Source organism: Streptomyces iakyrus, from assembly GCF_000717055.1.
Taxonomy (GTDB): Bacteria; Actinomycetota; Actinomycetes; order Streptomycetales; family Streptomycetaceae; genus Streptomyces; species Streptomyces iakyrus.
Window position 1 is genome coordinate 1 of record NZ_JNXI01000007.1, and the last position, 15721, is coordinate 15721.

At 71.5% G+C, this 15721-nt stretch carries 16 protein-coding genes; 9 read left to right on the forward strand and 7 right to left on the reverse strand.

Annotated features, from left to right (window positions below; genetic code table 11):
* Positions 1-410, forward strand: a 410-nt coding sequence (locus tag OO68_RS13210) for a cbb3-type cytochrome c oxidase subunit I (RefSeq protein ID WP_033308519.1), incomplete at its 5' end; no start/stop codon positions are given.
* Positions 407-757 carry a hypothetical protein gene (locus OO68_RS13215; RefSeq protein WP_033308520.1) on the forward strand — a complete coding sequence of 117 codons (351 nt, stop codon included), beginning with the start codon at positions 407-409 and terminating at the stop codon, positions 755-757. The genes OO68_RS13210 and OO68_RS13215, both read left to right, overlap by 4 nt.
* A gap of 15 nt (positions 758-772) precedes the next feature.
* Here OO68_RS13215 and OO68_RS13220 read toward each other — a convergent pair whose 3' ends face one another.
* Together OO68_RS13220 and OO68_RS13225 are read right to left on the reverse strand one after the other, a co-directional pair.
* Positions 773-1198, reverse strand: a complete 426-nt coding sequence (locus tag OO68_RS13220; protein ID WP_329503685.1) for a DUF2867 domain-containing protein — start codon at positions 1196-1198, stop codon at positions 773-775.
* 146 nt (positions 1199-1344) lie between these two features.
* Positions 1345-2004: a TetR/AcrR family transcriptional regulator gene (locus OO68_RS13225; RefSeq protein ID WP_033308522.1), complete on the reverse strand. Its 660-nt coding sequence runs from the start codon at positions 2002-2004 to the stop codon at positions 1345-1347.
* A 156-nt stretch (positions 2005-2160) separates the two neighbouring features.
* Between OO68_RS13225 and OO68_RS13230 the strand changes: the two genes are divergently transcribed.
* The gene (locus OO68_RS13230; protein ID WP_033308523.1) at positions 2161-3417 is read left to right on the forward strand and encodes a YncE family protein; all 1257 of its coding nucleotides are present in this window, start codon (positions 2161-2163) and stop codon (positions 3415-3417) included.
* Here the strand turns inward: OO68_RS13230 and OO68_RS13235 are convergent.
* On the reverse strand, positions 3398-5269 hold the full coding sequence (locus tag OO68_RS13235) for a cellulase family glycosylhydrolase (protein WP_033308710.1): 1872 nt from the start codon (positions 5267-5269) through the stop codon (positions 3398-3400). The genes OO68_RS13230 and OO68_RS13235 overlap by 20 nt on opposite strands.
* A gap of 82 nt (positions 5270-5351) precedes the next feature.
* A complete protein-coding gene (locus OO68_RS13240) occupies positions 5352-7328 on the reverse strand; it encodes an elongation factor G (protein ID WP_033308524.1) in 1977 nt (658 codons plus the stop codon).
* A gap of 191 nt (positions 7329-7519) precedes the next feature.
* On the opposite strand from OO68_RS13240, the gene OO68_RS13245 reads away from it, so the two are divergent.
* From OO68_RS13245 to OO68_RS13270, 6 genes are all read left to right on the forward strand, one after another.
* Positions 7520-8626: an XdhC family protein gene (locus tag OO68_RS13245; protein WP_033308525.1), complete on the forward strand. Its 1107-nt coding sequence runs from the start codon at positions 7520-7522 to the stop codon at positions 8624-8626.
* Between the two features lie 46 nt (positions 8627-8672).
* Positions 8673-9005, forward strand: a complete 333-nt coding sequence (locus tag OO68_RS13250) for a putative quinol monooxygenase (RefSeq protein WP_033308526.1) — start codon at positions 8673-8675, stop codon at positions 9003-9005.
* Between the two features lie 154 nt (positions 9006-9159).
* Positions 9160-10167 carry an NADP-dependent oxidoreductase gene (locus tag OO68_RS13255; protein WP_209442576.1) on the forward strand — a complete coding sequence of 336 codons (1008 nt, stop codon included), beginning with the start codon at positions 9160-9162 and terminating at the stop codon, positions 10165-10167.
* Between the two features lie 27 nt (positions 10168-10194).
* On the forward strand, positions 10195-11247 hold the full coding sequence (locus tag OO68_RS13260; RefSeq protein WP_033308527.1) for an alcohol dehydrogenase catalytic domain-containing protein: 1053 nt from the start codon (positions 10195-10197) through the stop codon (positions 11245-11247).
* A gap of 68 nt (positions 11248-11315) precedes the next feature.
* The gene (locus OO68_RS13265) at positions 11316-11906 is read left to right on the forward strand and encodes a carboxymuconolactone decarboxylase family protein (protein WP_033308528.1); all 591 of its coding nucleotides are present in this window, start codon (positions 11316-11318) and stop codon (positions 11904-11906) included.
* 411 nt (positions 11907-12317) lie between these two features.
* Positions 12318-13556: a choice-of-anchor Q domain-containing protein gene (locus tag OO68_RS13270; RefSeq protein ID WP_033308529.1), complete on the forward strand. Its 1239-nt coding sequence runs from the start codon at positions 12318-12320 to the stop codon at positions 13554-13556.
* A 31-nt stretch (positions 13557-13587) separates the two neighbouring features.
* Here OO68_RS13270 and OO68_RS43070 read toward each other — a convergent pair whose 3' ends face one another.
* Genes OO68_RS43070 through OO68_RS13285 form a run of 3 tightly spaced genes read right to left on the reverse strand, consistent with a single transcriptional unit; the run spans position 13588 to position 15627 of the window.
* On the reverse strand, positions 13588-14253 hold the full coding sequence (locus OO68_RS43070) for a TetR/AcrR family transcriptional regulator (RefSeq protein ID WP_051814612.1): 666 nt from the start codon (positions 14251-14253) through the stop codon (positions 13588-13590).
* 10 nt (positions 14254-14263) lie between these two features.
* Positions 14264-15085, reverse strand: coding sequence for a methyltransferase domain-containing protein (locus OO68_RS13280; RefSeq protein ID WP_033308530.1), 822 nt, complete (start codon positions 15083-15085; stop codon positions 14264-14266).
* 32 nt (positions 15086-15117) lie between these two features.
* Positions 15118-15627: a metallophosphoesterase family protein gene (locus OO68_RS13285; RefSeq protein WP_033308531.1), complete on the reverse strand. Its 510-nt coding sequence runs from the start codon at positions 15625-15627 to the stop codon at positions 15118-15120.
* Positions 15628-15721: the final 94 nt, after the last annotated feature.

The following is a 15721-nucleotide window of genomic DNA, read 5'->3' on the forward strand; positions in this document are numbered from 1 at the left end:
TGCTGGACGAGCGTCTCGGCAAGATCACCTTCTGGACGCTGTTCATCGGCTTCCACGGCACGTTCCTCGTCCAGCACTGGCTGGGCGCCGAGGGCATGCAGCGGCGGATCCCGGACTATCTGGCGGTGGAGGGCCTGACCACGCTCAACACGGTGTCGAGCGTCTTCTCGTTCCTGCTCGGCATGTCGATGCTGCCGTTCTTCTACAACGTGTGGAAGACGGCGAAGTACGGCGAGAAGGTCACGGCCGACGACCCGTGGGGCTACGGCCGCTCCCTGGAGTGGGCGACGTCCTGTCCGCCACCGCGCCACAACTTCATCGCCCTGCCGAAGATCCGCAGCGAATCCCCGGCGTTCGACCTGCACCATGACGCCATCGCGGCGGCGGAGCGGGAGTTGACGCTCCGATGACCGCCATGGAAGGGCTCCCCGTGGACCTGCGGGCGTTCCACAACGAGGTCGAGGGACATCTGCTCGCCGCCGCCGCGCGCGAGGAGTCCCGGAGGGCCGCCGTCCGCTTCGCTGCCGGGCTCGACGGGCTGCCGGAGGTTCAACGGGCGCAGGTGGAACGGCAGTTCACGGCGGAGCATCTCGCCCTCGCCCGGGCGTCGTGGCAGCGTACGGCGCGGCGCGGGGAGGAACTGCGGGGCGAGTACGAGGCGCTGTACCGCACGCTCCGCACCCGGCTGCTGGCCGGACTGCTGCTGGGGGTGGCGCTGCTGGTGGCGGTGGATGTGGTGGTACTGGCGTCGGTCTGAGCGGTTCAGGTGCCCTCAGCGTGCTGTTCGGCGCTCCGCGTTCTCTCGCCACTCCTGGCCGATCGACCGCATGAGCGCCGGGTACACCCCCAGGTACCGGAGAGGTCGGACAGCGAGCATGTACAGGGAGCCGATGCGGCCGTTGGGCTTCACCAGAACGTCCAGCTGGCCGCGGTAGCCGCCGTTCCCGTCGGAGACCCAGCCGATGTGCATCACTCCGTGCATGGTCTTGCTGGCGTACTCGGCGGCCCGTTCGTCATGCGACTGGAAACCCGATGTGAAGGGCGCCGAGCTGAGGTCGGGCCCCTGCGGCCCTTCGCGCAAGTCGTCCGGCAGCCGGTCGCGCAGCGTCGCCACCCGGCCGCCGACGCCCGAGTCCGGCTTGTCCCGGCCGAGCAGCGCTCCGAGCTTCCAGCGCACCGCGAACAGGAAGCGGCCCACGCCCGCAACCGCGCCGGGTGGCCGTGAGCCGATCCGGGGAGCGCCGACGCGAGTCCCGCCCGGCAGGGCCGGGACCGGTCAGGGTCCGTGCGGCGTGCGGCAGGACGCTCGCCGCCCCCGCAGCCACCCTCACCCGGCCCCCGCCCTCACCCTTCCGGCTTCCACCCCGGCGGCCGCAGGATCCCCAGCAGCTGCCGGACCAGTTCGTCGACGACCTCGTCGAGTGTCGCGTCGACCCAGCCGGCGCTCCAGTCGTGCAGGAGGCCGTTGACGCTGCCGATGAAGCCCGTCGCGGCGAGGCGGTAGTCGCGGGGGGCGGCCTCTCCACGGGCGGCGGCCGCTTCGGCCTCGGCGCAGATGAGGTCGACCCAGCCGGCCCGGCGGGCGAGCCGCTGCTCCTCCAGACGCGGGCTGACGCCGATGATCTCGACGAAGGTGATGCGGATCCGGCGCGGATCGGCGGCGAGGTTTCCGGCGTAGGCGCGGAAGACGGCGGTGGCACGCTCGACGAGCGGCAGGTCCGCGGCGCCCGCGGCCGCCTCCAGCACGGCCGCCTCCGCCCAGCCGTTGACCTGGAGGTGCAGCGCGGCGAGTACGTCCTCCAGGGTGCGGAACTCCTCGTAGAACTGGCGGGTGGAGAGCCCGGCCGTCTCGCTGAGGGCCGCGACCGTGGTGGAGCGGAAGCCGGGGGCGTCGCCGAACAGGTGGAGGGCGGCGTCGAGGAACCGCCGGCGCCGCTCGGCCTGCCGTTCCTCCGCGGTCTTGCCGCCGTAGCGGCCGGTCGGCGCTCTGAGTCTGCCCGGCACCGGCTCTCCCTTCGTCGTCAGACACCGATTTTGTCGTGCACGCGGTCTTGTGGAGAAGGCCGCCCCTTCCTTACTTTTCAGTAAGTTGACTCTGAAAGCACGTGTGTTCAGATTTCGCGCGCCCCGCAGACACCCCCAGCAGAGAGGGGAGCAGTCATGCCCGTCTTCCGACGCCGGCACCTGTGCTCCGTAGCCGCAGCCCTCGCCCTGACCGCCACCGTTCCCGCGACCGCCGCCACCGCGGCCACCCCGGGCTCCTCCACCGCGCTGCGCGAGGTGATGTTCGTGGGCAACAACTGGGACGGCACCGCCGACGTCATCCGGTCCTCCGGCGACTTCGCGAAGATCGGCCGGATCAACGTCATCCCCGACAAGGACGAGCGGATGGCGGCGATCAACGCCGACCCGATCAAGTGGATCTACTTCATGGCGATCCGCAACAGCGTGGGCGAGGGCCACGACCAGTTCGTCGACGACATGTACTCGACGCCGGACGGGACCTCGGTGGTCGTCTCCCGGCCGAGCTTCGCCGACGTGGTCTCGATCGACCTCGCCTCTGGGAAGCTCAACTGGCGCTTCCCCGTGTCCGGTTACCGCTCCGACCACATGGCCGTCTCCCCCGACGGCAAGCGGGTCGCGGTGTCGGCGTCGACCTCCAACACCGTGCACGTCCTGGACATCGTCTCCGGCAGGGAACTGGGCAAGTTCGGCACCGGCGACAAGCCGCACGAGAACATCTTCACCCAGGACGGCAAGTACATCTACAACATGGCGATCGGCGACGTGAACACGCAGACCGACGCCCCGTGGCTGGACTGGACGAAGGGCGACCGGCGCATCACCGTCGTCGACGCCACGACGTACAAGCAGGTCAAGGTCATCGACATGCGCCCGCAGCTGGACGCGCTCGGCCTCAAGGACCACTCCGACGCCGTCCGCCCGGCCGTCTTCTCGCCGGACGAGTCGAAGCTGTACTTCCAGGTCTCCTTCTTCAACGGCTTCTTCGAGTACGACATCGCCACCGACAAGATCACCCGCACCAAGACCCTGCCGAAGAACCCGGCGACCAGCGACGACCGCACGACCTTCGTCAACGACTCGCGCCACCACGGCATCTCGATGAGCCCGGACGGCCGCAAGCTGTGCGTCGCGGGCACGATGGACGACTACGCCACCGTCGTCGACCGCGCCACCCTCCAGGAGGGCCCGCTCGTCACCGCCTCCAAGCCCTACTGGGCCACGGTCAGCGGTGACGGCAAGTCCTGTGTGGTCTCCGAGAGCGGCACCGACCAGGTCACGGCCATCGACTTCGCCACCGGGAAGAAGATCGTGTCCGTACCGGTCGGTGACCACCCGCAGCGCGTCCGGCTCGGCAAGGTGCAGGCCGACTGGACTAGCCCTTCCGCCGGCTGACCTCCTTCGCCGCCCAGGCCGCCAGTTCGGAACGGGCCGCGGCGAGCAGCTCCGCCGAGGGAGCCGTCGCCCCGTTGGTCACCAGCGCGTAGTGCAGGACGCCCGAGTCCGGCGCGGTGAGCAGCAGGCGGCGGCTTCCCGTGCCACCGGGCTCCTGCGCCACGCCGACCGGGGTCGTCGAGGTGTAGGCCGGCGGGCCGTGGACCGTGCCCAGGTCGGAGACGACCGTGGTGGACGCGGCCGGGAAGCTCGCTGGCAGGTGCAGTTCGGTGGGTGCCGGGCCGCCGTTCGAACGCCACAGCAGCAGCCCGTACTGCCCTGATCCCACGAGTCGTTGCACGTTCGGCAGGGAGCCGGGCACCGGGTTCCAGGTCAGGGTCGTCGAGCCGTCCCGGGAGCGGTCCTCGTAGGTGAAGCCGACGGTCTCACCCGCCGTGGCGCTCGGGTAGAGACGGTCGATGAGCCGGGCGTCCTGGCGCAGCACGGCCTTGCCCGTGTCGTCGAGGCGTACGGCGGAGAGGTCCTCGTCGTTCCAGGCGTCGCCGGCGGTGAGCACCTTGTCGGGGTTGCCGTTCATCAGCTCGCGATGGCGGCCGTTGTAGATGTCCCACTGCCACTGGGAGCCGGAGAGCACGGGTCCCGAGGCCGCCGGGTCGGTCCACCAGTCGGCGCCCTTGAGCCGGGAGTCGAGGGCCTGGTACATCGCCTTGAGGACCGTCGGCGCCTTGTCGGAGACGTTGCCCGCGAGCGGGTGTCCGAACTCGCTGACCACGGCGGCCGTCCGCGCGGCGGCGGCCCGGTCGCGGACGGTGCGGAAGTCACCCGCGTACTGGCCGTCGGCCGCCTTGCCCCACATGAAGACGCCGGAGATGGCCTTCTGGTCGTAGAAGTGCGTGTTGAAGACGTAGCGCGGACCGAGGGTGCCGGCGTCCAGCAGGCCGCCCTCCTGCTTCTGGAAGTCCAGGTTGGCGTTCCAGAAGAGGTTCGGCTCGACGAACGCGGGCTTGTCACGCCAGCCGGCCGTGTCCATGCGGGCCCGGAACCTCTCGTAGAAGGGCCAGAGGACATCCTTCTCCCAGGCGCGGCTGGTCTGCCCGGAGTCGTAGACGCCCGCGTGCGGTTCGTTGTAGGGGTCGAAGCCGACGACGCCTTTGAACTGGTCGGCGGTCAAGTGCTGTTGCACGTACCGCATGGTCTTCTCGGCGGTGGCGAGGAAGGCGTCCTGCACGCCGTGCGCGTTGTGCCAGAAGTCGTACGTGGCGCGCTTCACGGCCTCGTTCTGGGTGATGTTCTGCCCCCAGAAGAGGCAGATGCCGCAGGACTCGTCGGGGTAGTTCCCGGCGTCCACCGCCCACTTGGGGGCGCCGTCGCCGGTGTACCAGCTGTCGGCGTCGAACAGGTGCCGGGAGTAGAGGTCCTGGTGGAAGTCGGGGTAGACGCGGATGCCTGCGTCGAGGAAGGCCTTCATCTGGTCGGTGGCGGCGGCCAGGTAGGCCGTGTCCACCCGGCCGCGCTCGGGCTCGGCGTAGGCCCAGGAGAGCAGGAAGCGGACGGTGTTGCCGCCGCCGAGGGCGCGCAGCGCGGTCGCCGACGTGCGGGCGTCGGCGACCGAGGCGAAGGGCAGGCCCTTGTTCTCCGCGAGCTTGGTCTCGCCGGAGACGTTGTAGCCGCGCAGCACGATCTCGCGGCCGTGGGCGTCGGTGAAGCGGCCGTCCCGCACGGTGACGGCCGGGTCGTCGAACCAGAGGGAGCCGGGAGGGGACGCGGCGGCGGCCGGCGGGACGCCCGCCACCGAGACCGAACCGAAGAGGACGACCAGGACGACCAGGAGACGCGCTCGGATAGTCGGCATGTCCACTACAGTCCGGCGATATCAGGACACCGTCAACACCCCTGACTCTGGAGTAAGTTCCCGTCCGGACAACCCTCACACGTCAGCCACCGACCCTCCGTGTCACGTTCAACAAGTACTCCTTCCTGTTCAGCGGGTTGTGGTCGGTGCGCGGGCGCTCGGGGATCGTGCCGTGCGTGACGGGCGCGTAGTGGGCGAAGAAGCTCTCCAACTCGCCCTCGCCCCGGGTGAGTCCCGGCAGCCGCTGTCCGAGGGCGTGCACCCGGGCGGCCGGCACAGTGCCTTCGAGGACGCAGACGTCGTCCCGGCTCCGCGTCGTTTCCGGTACGGCCCCGAGCCCGGCGAGGACCGGCAGCAGGGCGCCGAGCGTGTCGGCGGGGGCCTCGATCCGGAAGCGGTGCATCGGCTCGTGGACCCGCGTCCCGGCCCGGCGCAGCGCCTCGGTCAGCACCAGCGGGGTCACACCCCGGAAGTCGGCCCCGGTGCTCGACATGCTCTTGTCGAAGCCCTGGTGGGCATGGCTCTGGCGGGGCGAGTAGCCGCTGTGCGTCATGGTGACCACGCAGTCGGTGACCTGCCAGCCGTGCAGGCCTTGGTCGAGGGTCTCGCGCACGGTGTCCTCGACGGCCTTGAAGAAGGCGTAGGGCATCGACCCGAGCTCCACCTCCAGGCGGAAGCGGACGCCCGAGCCGATCGGTGCGGGCTCGACGCGCAGACCGACCGTCGCGAGGAACGGATTGGGGTCCTTCTTGTTGAACTCCACGGCCTGCCCGGTGCCGACGGGCCGTTCGACGCAGAGCGGCGTCGTCTCGCGGAACCCGACGTCGAGGCCGTACTCGTCGGCGAGGGTGGCCTGGATGACCTCCTTCTGCACCTCGCCGTAGAGCGAGACGGAGGTCTCCTGGCGGCGTTCGTCGTGCCGCAGGCCGATCAGCGGGTCCTGCTCGGCGAGCTGGGTGAGGGCGAGGTGGAGCGCTCCCCGGTGCGTGTCCGGGCCGGGGACGACGACCGTCTCCAGGGTCGGCGGGGCGAAGACGTGCTCGTACGTCTTGCGCGGTTCGCCGATCGCGTCACCGATCCGGATGTCTCCGAGCCCGGTGAGGCGGGCGATCCGGCCGGCCGCGACGGAGTCGGCACGGGTGTCCGTGCCGTGCCCGAAGACGCTGATGCCGGTGACCCGGCCCTCGGCGCCGTCCGTGCCGAAGGGGATCCGGTCGCGGGTGCGCAGGGTCCCGGAGAACATCCGGGCGTAGGCGACCTTCTCCCCCGCCGGGCCCCGGTCGACCTTGAACACCGTGGCGGAGACCGGCCCGTCCGCATTCCCCTCCGCCGCCGGCAGCAGCGTCTCGATGCCGGACAGGAGCGCCGCCACGCCCGCGCCCGTCGCGGCGGACCCGAAGTACACCGGGTGGACGAGCGCCTCCCGGGTCTGCGCGACGAGGGAGCCGTGCAGCAGGGAGTCCGTGACGGTGTTCTCGACGTACGCGGCCAGCAGGACGTCGTCGTGTCCGGTCAGGACGTCGAGGGCGCCGGCCGCCGGTCCGGGAGAGGGGGTGAAGCCGGCCGCGCGGGTACCGAGGCCGGTGGCGGTGCCCATCGGCACGATCGCGGGGGTCAGCCGGGCCGCGATCTCCCGCAGCACCTCGTCGTGGCGTGCCCCGCTCCGGTCGATCTTGTTCACGAAGAGCAGGGTCGGGATACGCAGCCGCTGGAGCGTCCGCATCAGCACACGCGTCTGCGCCTGCACTCCTTCGACGGCGGAGACGACGAGGACGACGCCGTCCAGCACGCCGAGGACACGCTCCACCTCGGCGATGAAGTCCGGGTGGCCGGGGGTGTCGATGAGGTTGACGGTCACGCCGTCGAGCGGGAAAGACACGACGGCGGACTTGATGGTGATGCCGCGCTGCCGCTCCAGGGCGAGGGTGTCGGTGCGGGTGTTCCCGTCGTCGACACTGCCGATCTCGTCTATCACCCCGGCCGAATGGAGCAGCCGCTCGGTCAGGCTGGTCTTACCCGCGTCGACATGGGCGAGAATTCCAAGGTTGAGCATGTGCACGAAGCGTCATGTCCTTCGGAGAGAGGTCCGTTCCTGGCTGGGGGGACATGCACGCAGTGCGCATTCGGAACTCCTCCGGAGTCGGTGACGTCGCTGACCTGTGCAGTGCACCAGACCGGCACGGGGAGTCACAACGGAATTAACCGCTGCCGGGGTACCCGGTGGGGTGCGCGCAAGGAGAGGAGCGGCTTGTGCGGGACGTTCTCCCGGTGCTCGGCCGCTGGTACGCGGCCGGGGTCCCGTTCGGCCTCGCGACGGTCGTCGGCGTCAGCCGCAGCGCACCGCGCGACCCGGGCGCGGCGATGGCGGTGGGCCCGGACGACGAGGTGGTGGGCAGTGTGTCCGGGGGGTGTGTCGAGGGCGCCGTGTTCGAACTGGCGCAGGAGGTCGCCGCGGGCGGCGAGGCCCGTCTGGAGACCTTCGGCTACAGCGACGAGGACGCCTTCGCGGTCGGCCTGACCTGCGGCGGTGAGATCACCGTCCTGGTGCGCGAAGTCACGCCCGTGCGGGATCCCGGTTTCGGCGCCATCGCGGACTCGGTCGCGGCGGGTGAGCCGGTCACGGTGGCGACCGTGACCGACGGGCCGGCGCCGCGCGGGGCGGCCCTCGCCGTCTGGCCGGACCGGACCCTCGGCACGCTCGGCGCGAGCGGCCTGGACGCGGCCGTGACCGCCGACGCCCGCGGCGGACTCGCGCTCGGCGCCACCGGCCTGCGGCACTACGGGCCCGAGGGGCAGCGCCGCGAGGACTCCGTGAGCGTGTTCCTGCAGTCCTTCGCACCGCCGCCGCGGATGCTGGTCTTCGGCGCGATCGACTACGCGGCGGCCGTGGCCCGCATCGGGGACTTCCTCGGCTACCGGGTCACCGTCTGCGACGCCCGCCCCGTCTTCGCCACGCCCCGGCGCTTCCCCGAGGGCGTCGAGGTGGTCGCGCAGTGGCCGCACCGCTATCTGCGCGAGACCGCCACGGACGAGCGCACCGTCATCTGCGTCCTGACACACGACCCGAAGTTCGACGTGCCGCTGCTGACGGAGGCACTGCGCCGCCCGGCCGCCTACATCGGGGCGATGGGCAGCCGCCGCACCCACGCCGAGCGGGCCGCACGGCTGGCCGAGGCCGGACTCACGGAACGCGAGCTGTCCCGGTTGCGCTCACCGGTCGGCCTCGACCTGGGGGCCCGTACGCCCGAGGAGGTGGCGGTGTCCGTCGCCGCGGAGATCGTGGCACTGCGCTGGGGCGGCAGCGGCGCGCCGCTGACCGCGACGGAGGGGGCGGTGCATCCGTACCGTTCCTCCTGAACCCCATTGCACCTCAGCACTTCAGCACTTCACCGAAGGGATTACGATGATCTTCATCACCGCGAAGTTCCGTGTCCGCCCCGAGCACGCCGACCGCTGGCCCGAGATCGCCGCCGATTTCACCCGCGCGACGCGCGCCGAGCCCGGCTGCCTGTGGTTCGACTGGTCGCGCAGCGTGGACGAGCCGACGGAGTACGTCCTCGTCGAGGCCTTCCGCGACGACGAGGCCGGAGCCGCCCACGTGCAGTCCGCGCACTTCCGGGCCGCCCAGCAGACGCTGCCCCCGCATCTGGCCGAGACGCCGCGCATCGTGAACGCGAGCGTCCCGCAGGACGACTGGTCGCTCCTCGGGGAGATGGCGGTGCCGGGAGAGGAGTAGCTCCCTGCCCGCACCGGCACCGGCACCGGCACCGGCACCGGCACCGGCATGATCCGTAAGTCGTGGCCGGTCCGCTCTTGCCTCGGACGGCGGGCACCCGTACGCTCACGGCCGTACCGACTGGACGGTATGCCGCCGAGGAGAGGCTCCGGAGATGAGCACGATCAACCGCCAGATACGCCTGGCCGCGCGTCCCGTGGGAGAGCCGCGCCCCACCGACTGGCAGCTCGCCGAGGAGCCGGCCGGACAGCCGGGCGACGGCGAGTTCCTGGTGCAGGTGCTCTGCCTGTCGATCGACCCGGCGATGCGCGGCTGGATGAACGCGGGCCGGTCCTACATCCGCCCGGTGGAGATCGGCGAGGTGATGCGCGCCGGCGCGGTGGGCAGGGTGGTCGCCTCACGGCACTCCGGGTTCGAAGTCGGCGACCATGTGTCGGGCACGTTCGGCGTGCAGGAGTACTGCCTTTCGGACGGGCGCGGCGTGACCAAGGTCGACCCCGCGGCGGCCCCCTTGCCGACCTATCTCGGCACGCTCGGCATGTCCGGCCTGACGGCCTACTTCGGCCTGATCGAGGTCGGGCGTCCCGAGCCGGGGCAGACCGTCGTGGTCTCCGGAGCGGCCGGGGCCGTCGGCAGCGTCGTCGGGCAGATCGCCAAGATCCTGGGCTGCCGGGTCATCGGCATCGCGGGCGGCGAGGCCAAGTGCCGCCTGGTGGTGGACGAGTTCGGGTTCGACGCGTGTATCGACTACCAGAGCGAGGACGTCCGCAAGGCCCTGCGCGAGCACGCCCCCGACGGCGTCGACGTGTACTTCGACAACGTAGGCGGCGACGTTCTGGACGCCGTGCTGCTGCGGCTGGCGCGCGGCGCCCGCGTGGTCGTCTGCGGCGCGATCTCCCAGTACAACAGCACCAAGCCGCAAGGCCCCGCCAACTACCTGTCGCTGCTGGTCAACCGCGCCTCCATGACGGGCATCGTGGTGTTCGACTACGCCGACCGGTACGCGGAGGGCATCACGCAGATGGCCGCGTGGCGGGCGGAGGGCCGGCTGAAGTCCCTGGAGGACGTGGTGTCCGGCTCTGTCGCGGAGTTCCCCGAGACCCTGATGCGCCTGTTCCGCGGTGACAACCACGGCAAGCTGGTGCTGAAGATCGCGGACTGACCGGGCCCGAGGGGAGGGAGAGATCCGATGAAGGCACTGACCTACCACGGCCGTCACGACATCCGTTACGGCGAGGTCCCCGACCCGGCCGTCACCAGCCCCGCCGACGCGGTGGTGAGAGTGACCGCGGCCGGGATCTGCGGCAGCGACCTGCACATCTACGGCGGCAACGCCTTCAGCCCGGACCTGGGTTACACACCGGGACACGAGGGTGTCGGCGTGGTCGTCGACACCGGCGGCCAGGTCACCCGCTTCAAGCCCGGCGACCGTGTTCTGGTGCCCGCGTCCGTCGGCTGTGCGCGGTGCGGGCAGTGTGCGGCCGGGTTCACCGCCCGCTGCGAACGCGCGGCGTCGAGCACGGAGCTCTGCTACGGAGTGAGCCGGAAGCTCCCGGGCAGCCAGGCCCAACTCCTGGCCGTGCCCTGCGCCGACGTCAATCTGGTGCACCTGCCCGAGGACATCTCCGACGACGCCGCCGTCGTGCTGACGGACAACGCCCCCACGGCCTGGTACGGCTGCCGCCGTGCCCGCATCCAGCCCGGCGAGACCGTCCTGGTCATCGGCCTCGGCCCGGTCGGCCTCATGGCCGCCCAGTCCGCCTTCGCGATGGGCGCGGCCCGGGTGCTGGGCGTCGACCTGGTCGCGGAGCGCCGCGCCTTCGCCGCCGGGCTGGGCGTCGAGCCGGTCGAGGGTGACGACACGCGGGCGGCCGTCCGGGACATGACGGCCGGCCGCGGGCCGGACGCCGTGGTGGAGGCGGTGGGTTCCGACGCCACCATCCAACTCGCCCTCAAGGCCGTCCGGCAGGCCGGCCGGGTCAGCGTCATCGGCGTCAGCCAGAACAAGGCGTTCCCGTTCCACATGTACCTGGCGCAGGTCAAGGAACTGGAGTTCGCCATCGGGCTGTGCTCGGTGCACTACGAACTCCCTCCCCTGATCGCCCTCACCCGGGCCGGCCGGCTCCGGCCCGAGGCCGTGGTCTCCCACCGCTTCGCCCTCTCCGAAGGCCCGGCCGCGTACGAACTGTTCGCAAGCCGCTCCGACGGCGTCCGCAAGATCCTTCTCGACCCGGCCGGCTGACCACTCCGGGCCTCTCACTCGCTGAGCGCGGTCTCCTAGGGTGAGTCCCTCGGAGACTGGAGGCCGCCATGCCACAGCGCCACGAAGCCGCCCGACCGACCCGTCCGCGGCTGACGCCGCTCCCCGAGGCGCAGAGGGACCCGAGGACCCGGGACCTGCTGGCCATCGCTCCCCACGACCCCGGGGACGGGATCCCGAACATCTTCACCACGCTCGTGCGCCATCCCGACCTCTACGCGCAGTTCCTGCCGTTCGGCGGTCAGTTGCTCGTCAGCGGCCGACTGCCGGGAGACGTGCGCGAGTTACTGATCCTGCGCACCGCGTGGAACACCGGCTCGCGGTACGAGTGGGGGCGGCACCTCCCCCTGGCCAGGGCCGAGGGCGTCGCGGACGCGGACATCGACCGCATCGGCGAAGGGCCGGAGGCACCCGGCTGGACGGGCCTCCAGCGGCACCTGATCCGCGCGGCGGACGAGCTGAACCGCGATGCCACGGTGTCCGACGCCCCCTGGGCGGGTCTGGCCGAGCACTTCGACGAGGCCGACCTGATCGAGATCGTCATGCTGGTGGGGCAGTACCACATGGTGGCCTTCTTCCTGAGCGCCACCGGTGTGGAACTGGAACCCGGTTTCGACGCCACCGGCTTCGCGGAGTCATAGAGGGACCACGGGCGAGGGACGCCCGAAGAAGACGAACCGTCACCTGACCGGCCTCGAGGTGCTCGTGGCCGGTGCGGGCACAGCAGGCCGGCCACGAAGGCCGCCGCGTTCCCGCTCTGCGGCCGCACCTGCGACATCACGTCCGCGCGTACCGCTTCGGGCCCGATCGTCCGCGCGTACCCCCGCGCCCCGGGGCTCATCCCCATTCGGCCAATTCCGAGTTCGCCGGTGGACACGCGTCGGTCTGAATGGAACGCTCCCTCCAGAGCCGCGGGGCGGTGCCCGGAAGGCGCGCCCCCGGTCGCGCCGACGCCGTTTCCCCGTACGAGCCGCGCATCGCTCACCAGCACGAAGTCCTCGCAGAAGCCGAGTCCTGGTACGCCCGGATGCCTCGCCGAGAGGGGTTCCCCCATGAAACGCACAGCCGTCACGGCCGCAATCTCCGCCGTCCTCCTAGCCACCGCCGCGCCTCCCGTCGCCCACGCCGCCGCGCCCGTGGACTCCGGTCCTGCGGAGTTCACCGTGGACACCACGTCCGACGCCGTCGACGCCGATGCCGCGGACGGCCGGTGTCGCACCGCCTCGGGCGGGTGCAGCCTGCGTGCCGCGGTAATGGCCGCCAACGCACGGCCGGGCAGTACGATCACGCTGCCTCCCGGCCACTACCGGCTGACGATCCCGCCCGACCCGCGGCTGATCATCGGCGACAACCCCGACCCCACCACGGGCGACCTGAACGTCACCGCCCCCGTCACGATCAAGGGTGCCGGCGCACGGACCACCGTCATCGACGCCAACCGCCTGGACCGGGCCTTCCGCATGCAGGCGGACTCCCGGCTGTCCGATCTGACGATCACCGGCGGGGTGGCCAGGCAACGCGAACTGCCCATCACCGACACCGGTGGTGGCGCGATCGCCAACGGACACCACATGACGCTGCGCCGGGTCACCGTGAGAGGGAACTCCGCCGGTTACGGCGGCGGCATCTTCAACGTCCCGGACTCCCACCTCGACCTGATCGAGAGCACCGTCAGCGGGAACGCCGCGGGAGAGGCCGGCGGCATCAGGTTCGACGACACCGGCACCGTGACCAACTCGACGATCGCCGACAACCGGGTGACGAACCCCGGCGACCGCCCCGGGAGCCTCGCCGGTTACGGCGGAGGCATCGACATCCGGGGCATCGGGCTCGTGGAGATTCTCAACTCGACCATCACCGGCAACCGTTCCAGCGATGGCGGAGGCGGGATCAACATCGCCCCCGCCTATCTCGACAGTCTGCCCGCGCCGATCCCCGACATCGTCGATCTGCCCCTCGGACGCATGACGCTGCGCAACTCCGTCATCGCGGACAACACCGTCGGCGGCGCGCCCGCCGACTGCAAGAGGGCCTTCGCCACCATCACGTCGCAGGGCCACAACCTCGACGGCGACGGCAGCTGCCGGCTGACCGCCACGGGCGACCTGCCCAGCCGCACCCCCGTGACCGGACCGCTGGCGAACAACGGCGGCCCCACCGACACGGTCGCGCTGCTCCCCGGAAGCCCCGGCCTGGACGCGGCCGACGACTGCCCGGCCACCGACCAGCGCGGCGTCACGCGCCCTCAGGGCACCGGCTGCGACATCGGCTCCTACGAGGCCGTGAGATGACCCCCGCGACACACGCGCCGGGGGCGTGACCTCAAGGTGCGGGCCTGGGCGTGCCCCCGGCGGAGGGGCCGTCCGCGCCGGGGGCGTCCCGCACGGGAACGCCGTGGTGGGCGGCCAGCGCCAGCAGGGCCACGCGCAGCGGTTCGGCCTCCAGGACCACGTCCGGATCGAACCAGCGGGCCACCGCAGTGCCGCTCGTCATCCTCAGCGTGAAGCGCGCCAGCTCCTCCGCCACCTCGGGGCGGTCACGCAGGGCGAAGACCGAGCTGACGGAATCCCGGGCCCAGACCACCAGCGCGTCGCGGTAGTGACGCACCTCGGCCACGGCGGCCGCACTGGCGTCCTTCTGCACCATGCCCAGCCCCAACAGCAGCTTCACGCCTCGCGGGTGATGCCGGAAGGCGCCCGCGAGGTTCGTGAGGAAGGTGTCCAGACGCTCAACGGCGTCGGCGCCCGGCACCTCGGCCGGGGGCAGGGCGGCCAGCAGCGCGGTTCTGGCGCGCTCCAGCACCGCGACGTAGATCCCGTCCTTGCTGCGGAAGTGCCAGTAGATCGAACTCACCGGCAGACCGCACGCGGTGGAGATCATCGAGATGGACGTGGCGGCGTAGCCGTGGCGCGACATCAACTCGCCGGCGGTGTCCAGTATCGCGTCACGGGACCGCGCGCCACGGTCCAGGGCCGGTGCCTGCGTCATGGGGCCGACTCTAAGGGAGAAGTCGCGAACCGTCGCCTGCCGGCCGGCGGCCCCACGCCGAGATCATCGGCGAGGTGGCGAGGTCCAGGCGTCCCGCCTCGACGGCGGCGAGATGCCCGTCGATCTCCTCGTCCGTGGCGAGGCCGGCGGCGACGAGCCGGTCCCGCACCTGACGGACGGTGGCCGCCTCCAGGGCGTCGCAGGCGGGCGAGGTGACCGGGAAGTAGGCGTCGGCCTCCACGTCCACCAGGCCCGCCTCGCGCAGCAGCCGGGGCAGTCTGCGCCCGTAGGAGAGATCCGCGCCGCGCTGCCGCAGCAGGTCGCGGAAGCCGCTGCGGAGCCGGTTGGCCCGCTCCTGCTCGGGGCCGTGCTCGTCGGGGCAGATCAGCGGCTGGAGCGCGGGATCGGCGTCCTCGACCAGCAGCAGCCCGCCCGGGCGCAGCGCCCGGACCATGGCGCGCAGCGCGGCGTCGCGCTCGGTGACGTGGACCAGGACGAGCCGGGCGTGCACCAGGTCGAAGGGGCCGGACGGAGGGTCGTCGCGGCCCACGTCGTGCCGGAGCACCTCTACGCCCGCGGTGGCGGCCGTACCCGTCCAGGACACGTCGATGTCGGTGGCGAGCACGCGGCCGCGCGGCCCGACCCGCTCGCGCAGCCACGCCGCCACGCTCGGCCCGCCGGCCCCGACCTCCCAGCACCGCCACCCCTCGGCGATCCCGGCCGCTTCGAGGTGCCGGAACGTCGAGGCGTCGAAGAGGGCCGCCAGAGCGTCGAAGCGCGTTCCGGCCTCGGACTGCCGGTTGTCCAGGAGGTACCCCTCGTCCTGAGCCATCCGGCGATCATGTCATGCCCCGGCCGGCCGGTTCAGCGTGGTGCGCGCGGCGGCAGACGGTGCAGCTCCACGTCCGTGAGCAGCCCGTCGGCGACCGTGGCGGTCATGTACGTGCAGTGCGGCTGGCGGCGGCGGTCCGTCGGGGAGCCCGGGTTCAGCAGGCGCAGGCCGGTGGGCGCCATGGTGTCCCAGGGGATGTGGCTGTGGCCGAAGACCAGCACGTCCAGGCCGGGGAAGCGGGCGGCGCACCGCTGTTCCCGGCCCTGCTTGGCGCCCGTCTCGTGGATCACGCCGAACCGCACCCCTTCCAGTTCCGCGTACGCCACCTCCGGCAGCCGGGCGCGCAGCTCCGGCCCGTCGTTGTTGCCGTACACCCCGACGAGCCGCCGGCAGCGGGCCTCCAGCAGGTCGAGCGTCTCGGAGTCGACCCAGTCCCCGGCGTGGAACACGACGTCGGCGTGCGGGATTTCGGCGAGCAGGGGGCCGGGCAGGACCTTGGCGCGCTTGGGCAGGTGGGTGTCGGACATCAGGAGCAGTCGCACATCATCACCCTAGAGGGTGTCGTTCGATATCCACTTATACGGATGAATCGACATCCGGGTTGAAGAGCCGGTGAAGATCCCTCCATCCTTCGTC

Bases quoted from the DNA above. Each gene is read 5' to 3' on its own strand.
- OO68_RS13215 (WP_033308520.1), top strand. From the start codon at position 407: ATGACCGCCATGGAAGGGCTCCCCGTGGACCTGCGGGCGTTCCACAAC.
- OO68_RS13280 (WP_033308530.1), bottom strand. From the start codon at position 15,085: ATGGCTCAGGACGAGGGGTACCTCCTGGACAACCGGCAGTCCGAGGCC.
- OO68_RS13260 (WP_033308527.1), top strand. From the start codon at position 10,195: ATGAAGGCACTGACCTACCACGGCCGTCACGACATCCGTTACGGCGAG.
- OO68_RS13230 (WP_033308523.1), top strand. From the start codon at position 2,161: ATGCCCGTCTTCCGACGCCGGCACCTGTGCTCCGTAGCCGCAGCCCTC.
- OO68_RS13270 (WP_033308529.1), top strand. From the start codon at position 12,318: ATGAAACGCACAGCCGTCACGGCCGCAATCTCCGCCGTCCTCCTAGCC.
- OO68_RS13235 (WP_033308710.1), bottom strand. From the start codon at position 5,269: ATGCCGACTATCCGAGCGCGTCTCCTGGTCGTCCTGGTCGTCCTCTTC.
- OO68_RS13255 (WP_209442576.1), top strand. From the start codon at position 9,160: ATGAGCACGATCAACCGCCAGATACGCCTGGCCGCGCGTCCCGTGGGA.
- OO68_RS13250 (WP_033308526.1), top strand. From the start codon at position 8,673: ATGATCTTCATCACCGCGAAGTTCCGTGTCCGCCCCGAGCACGCCGAC.
- OO68_RS43070 (WP_051814612.1), bottom strand. From the start codon at position 14,253: ATGACGCAGGCACCGGCCCTGGACCGTGGCGCGCGGTCCCGTGACGCG.
- OO68_RS13265 (WP_033308528.1), top strand. From the start codon at position 11,316: ATGCCACAGCGCCACGAAGCCGCCCGACCGACCCGTCCGCGGCTGACG.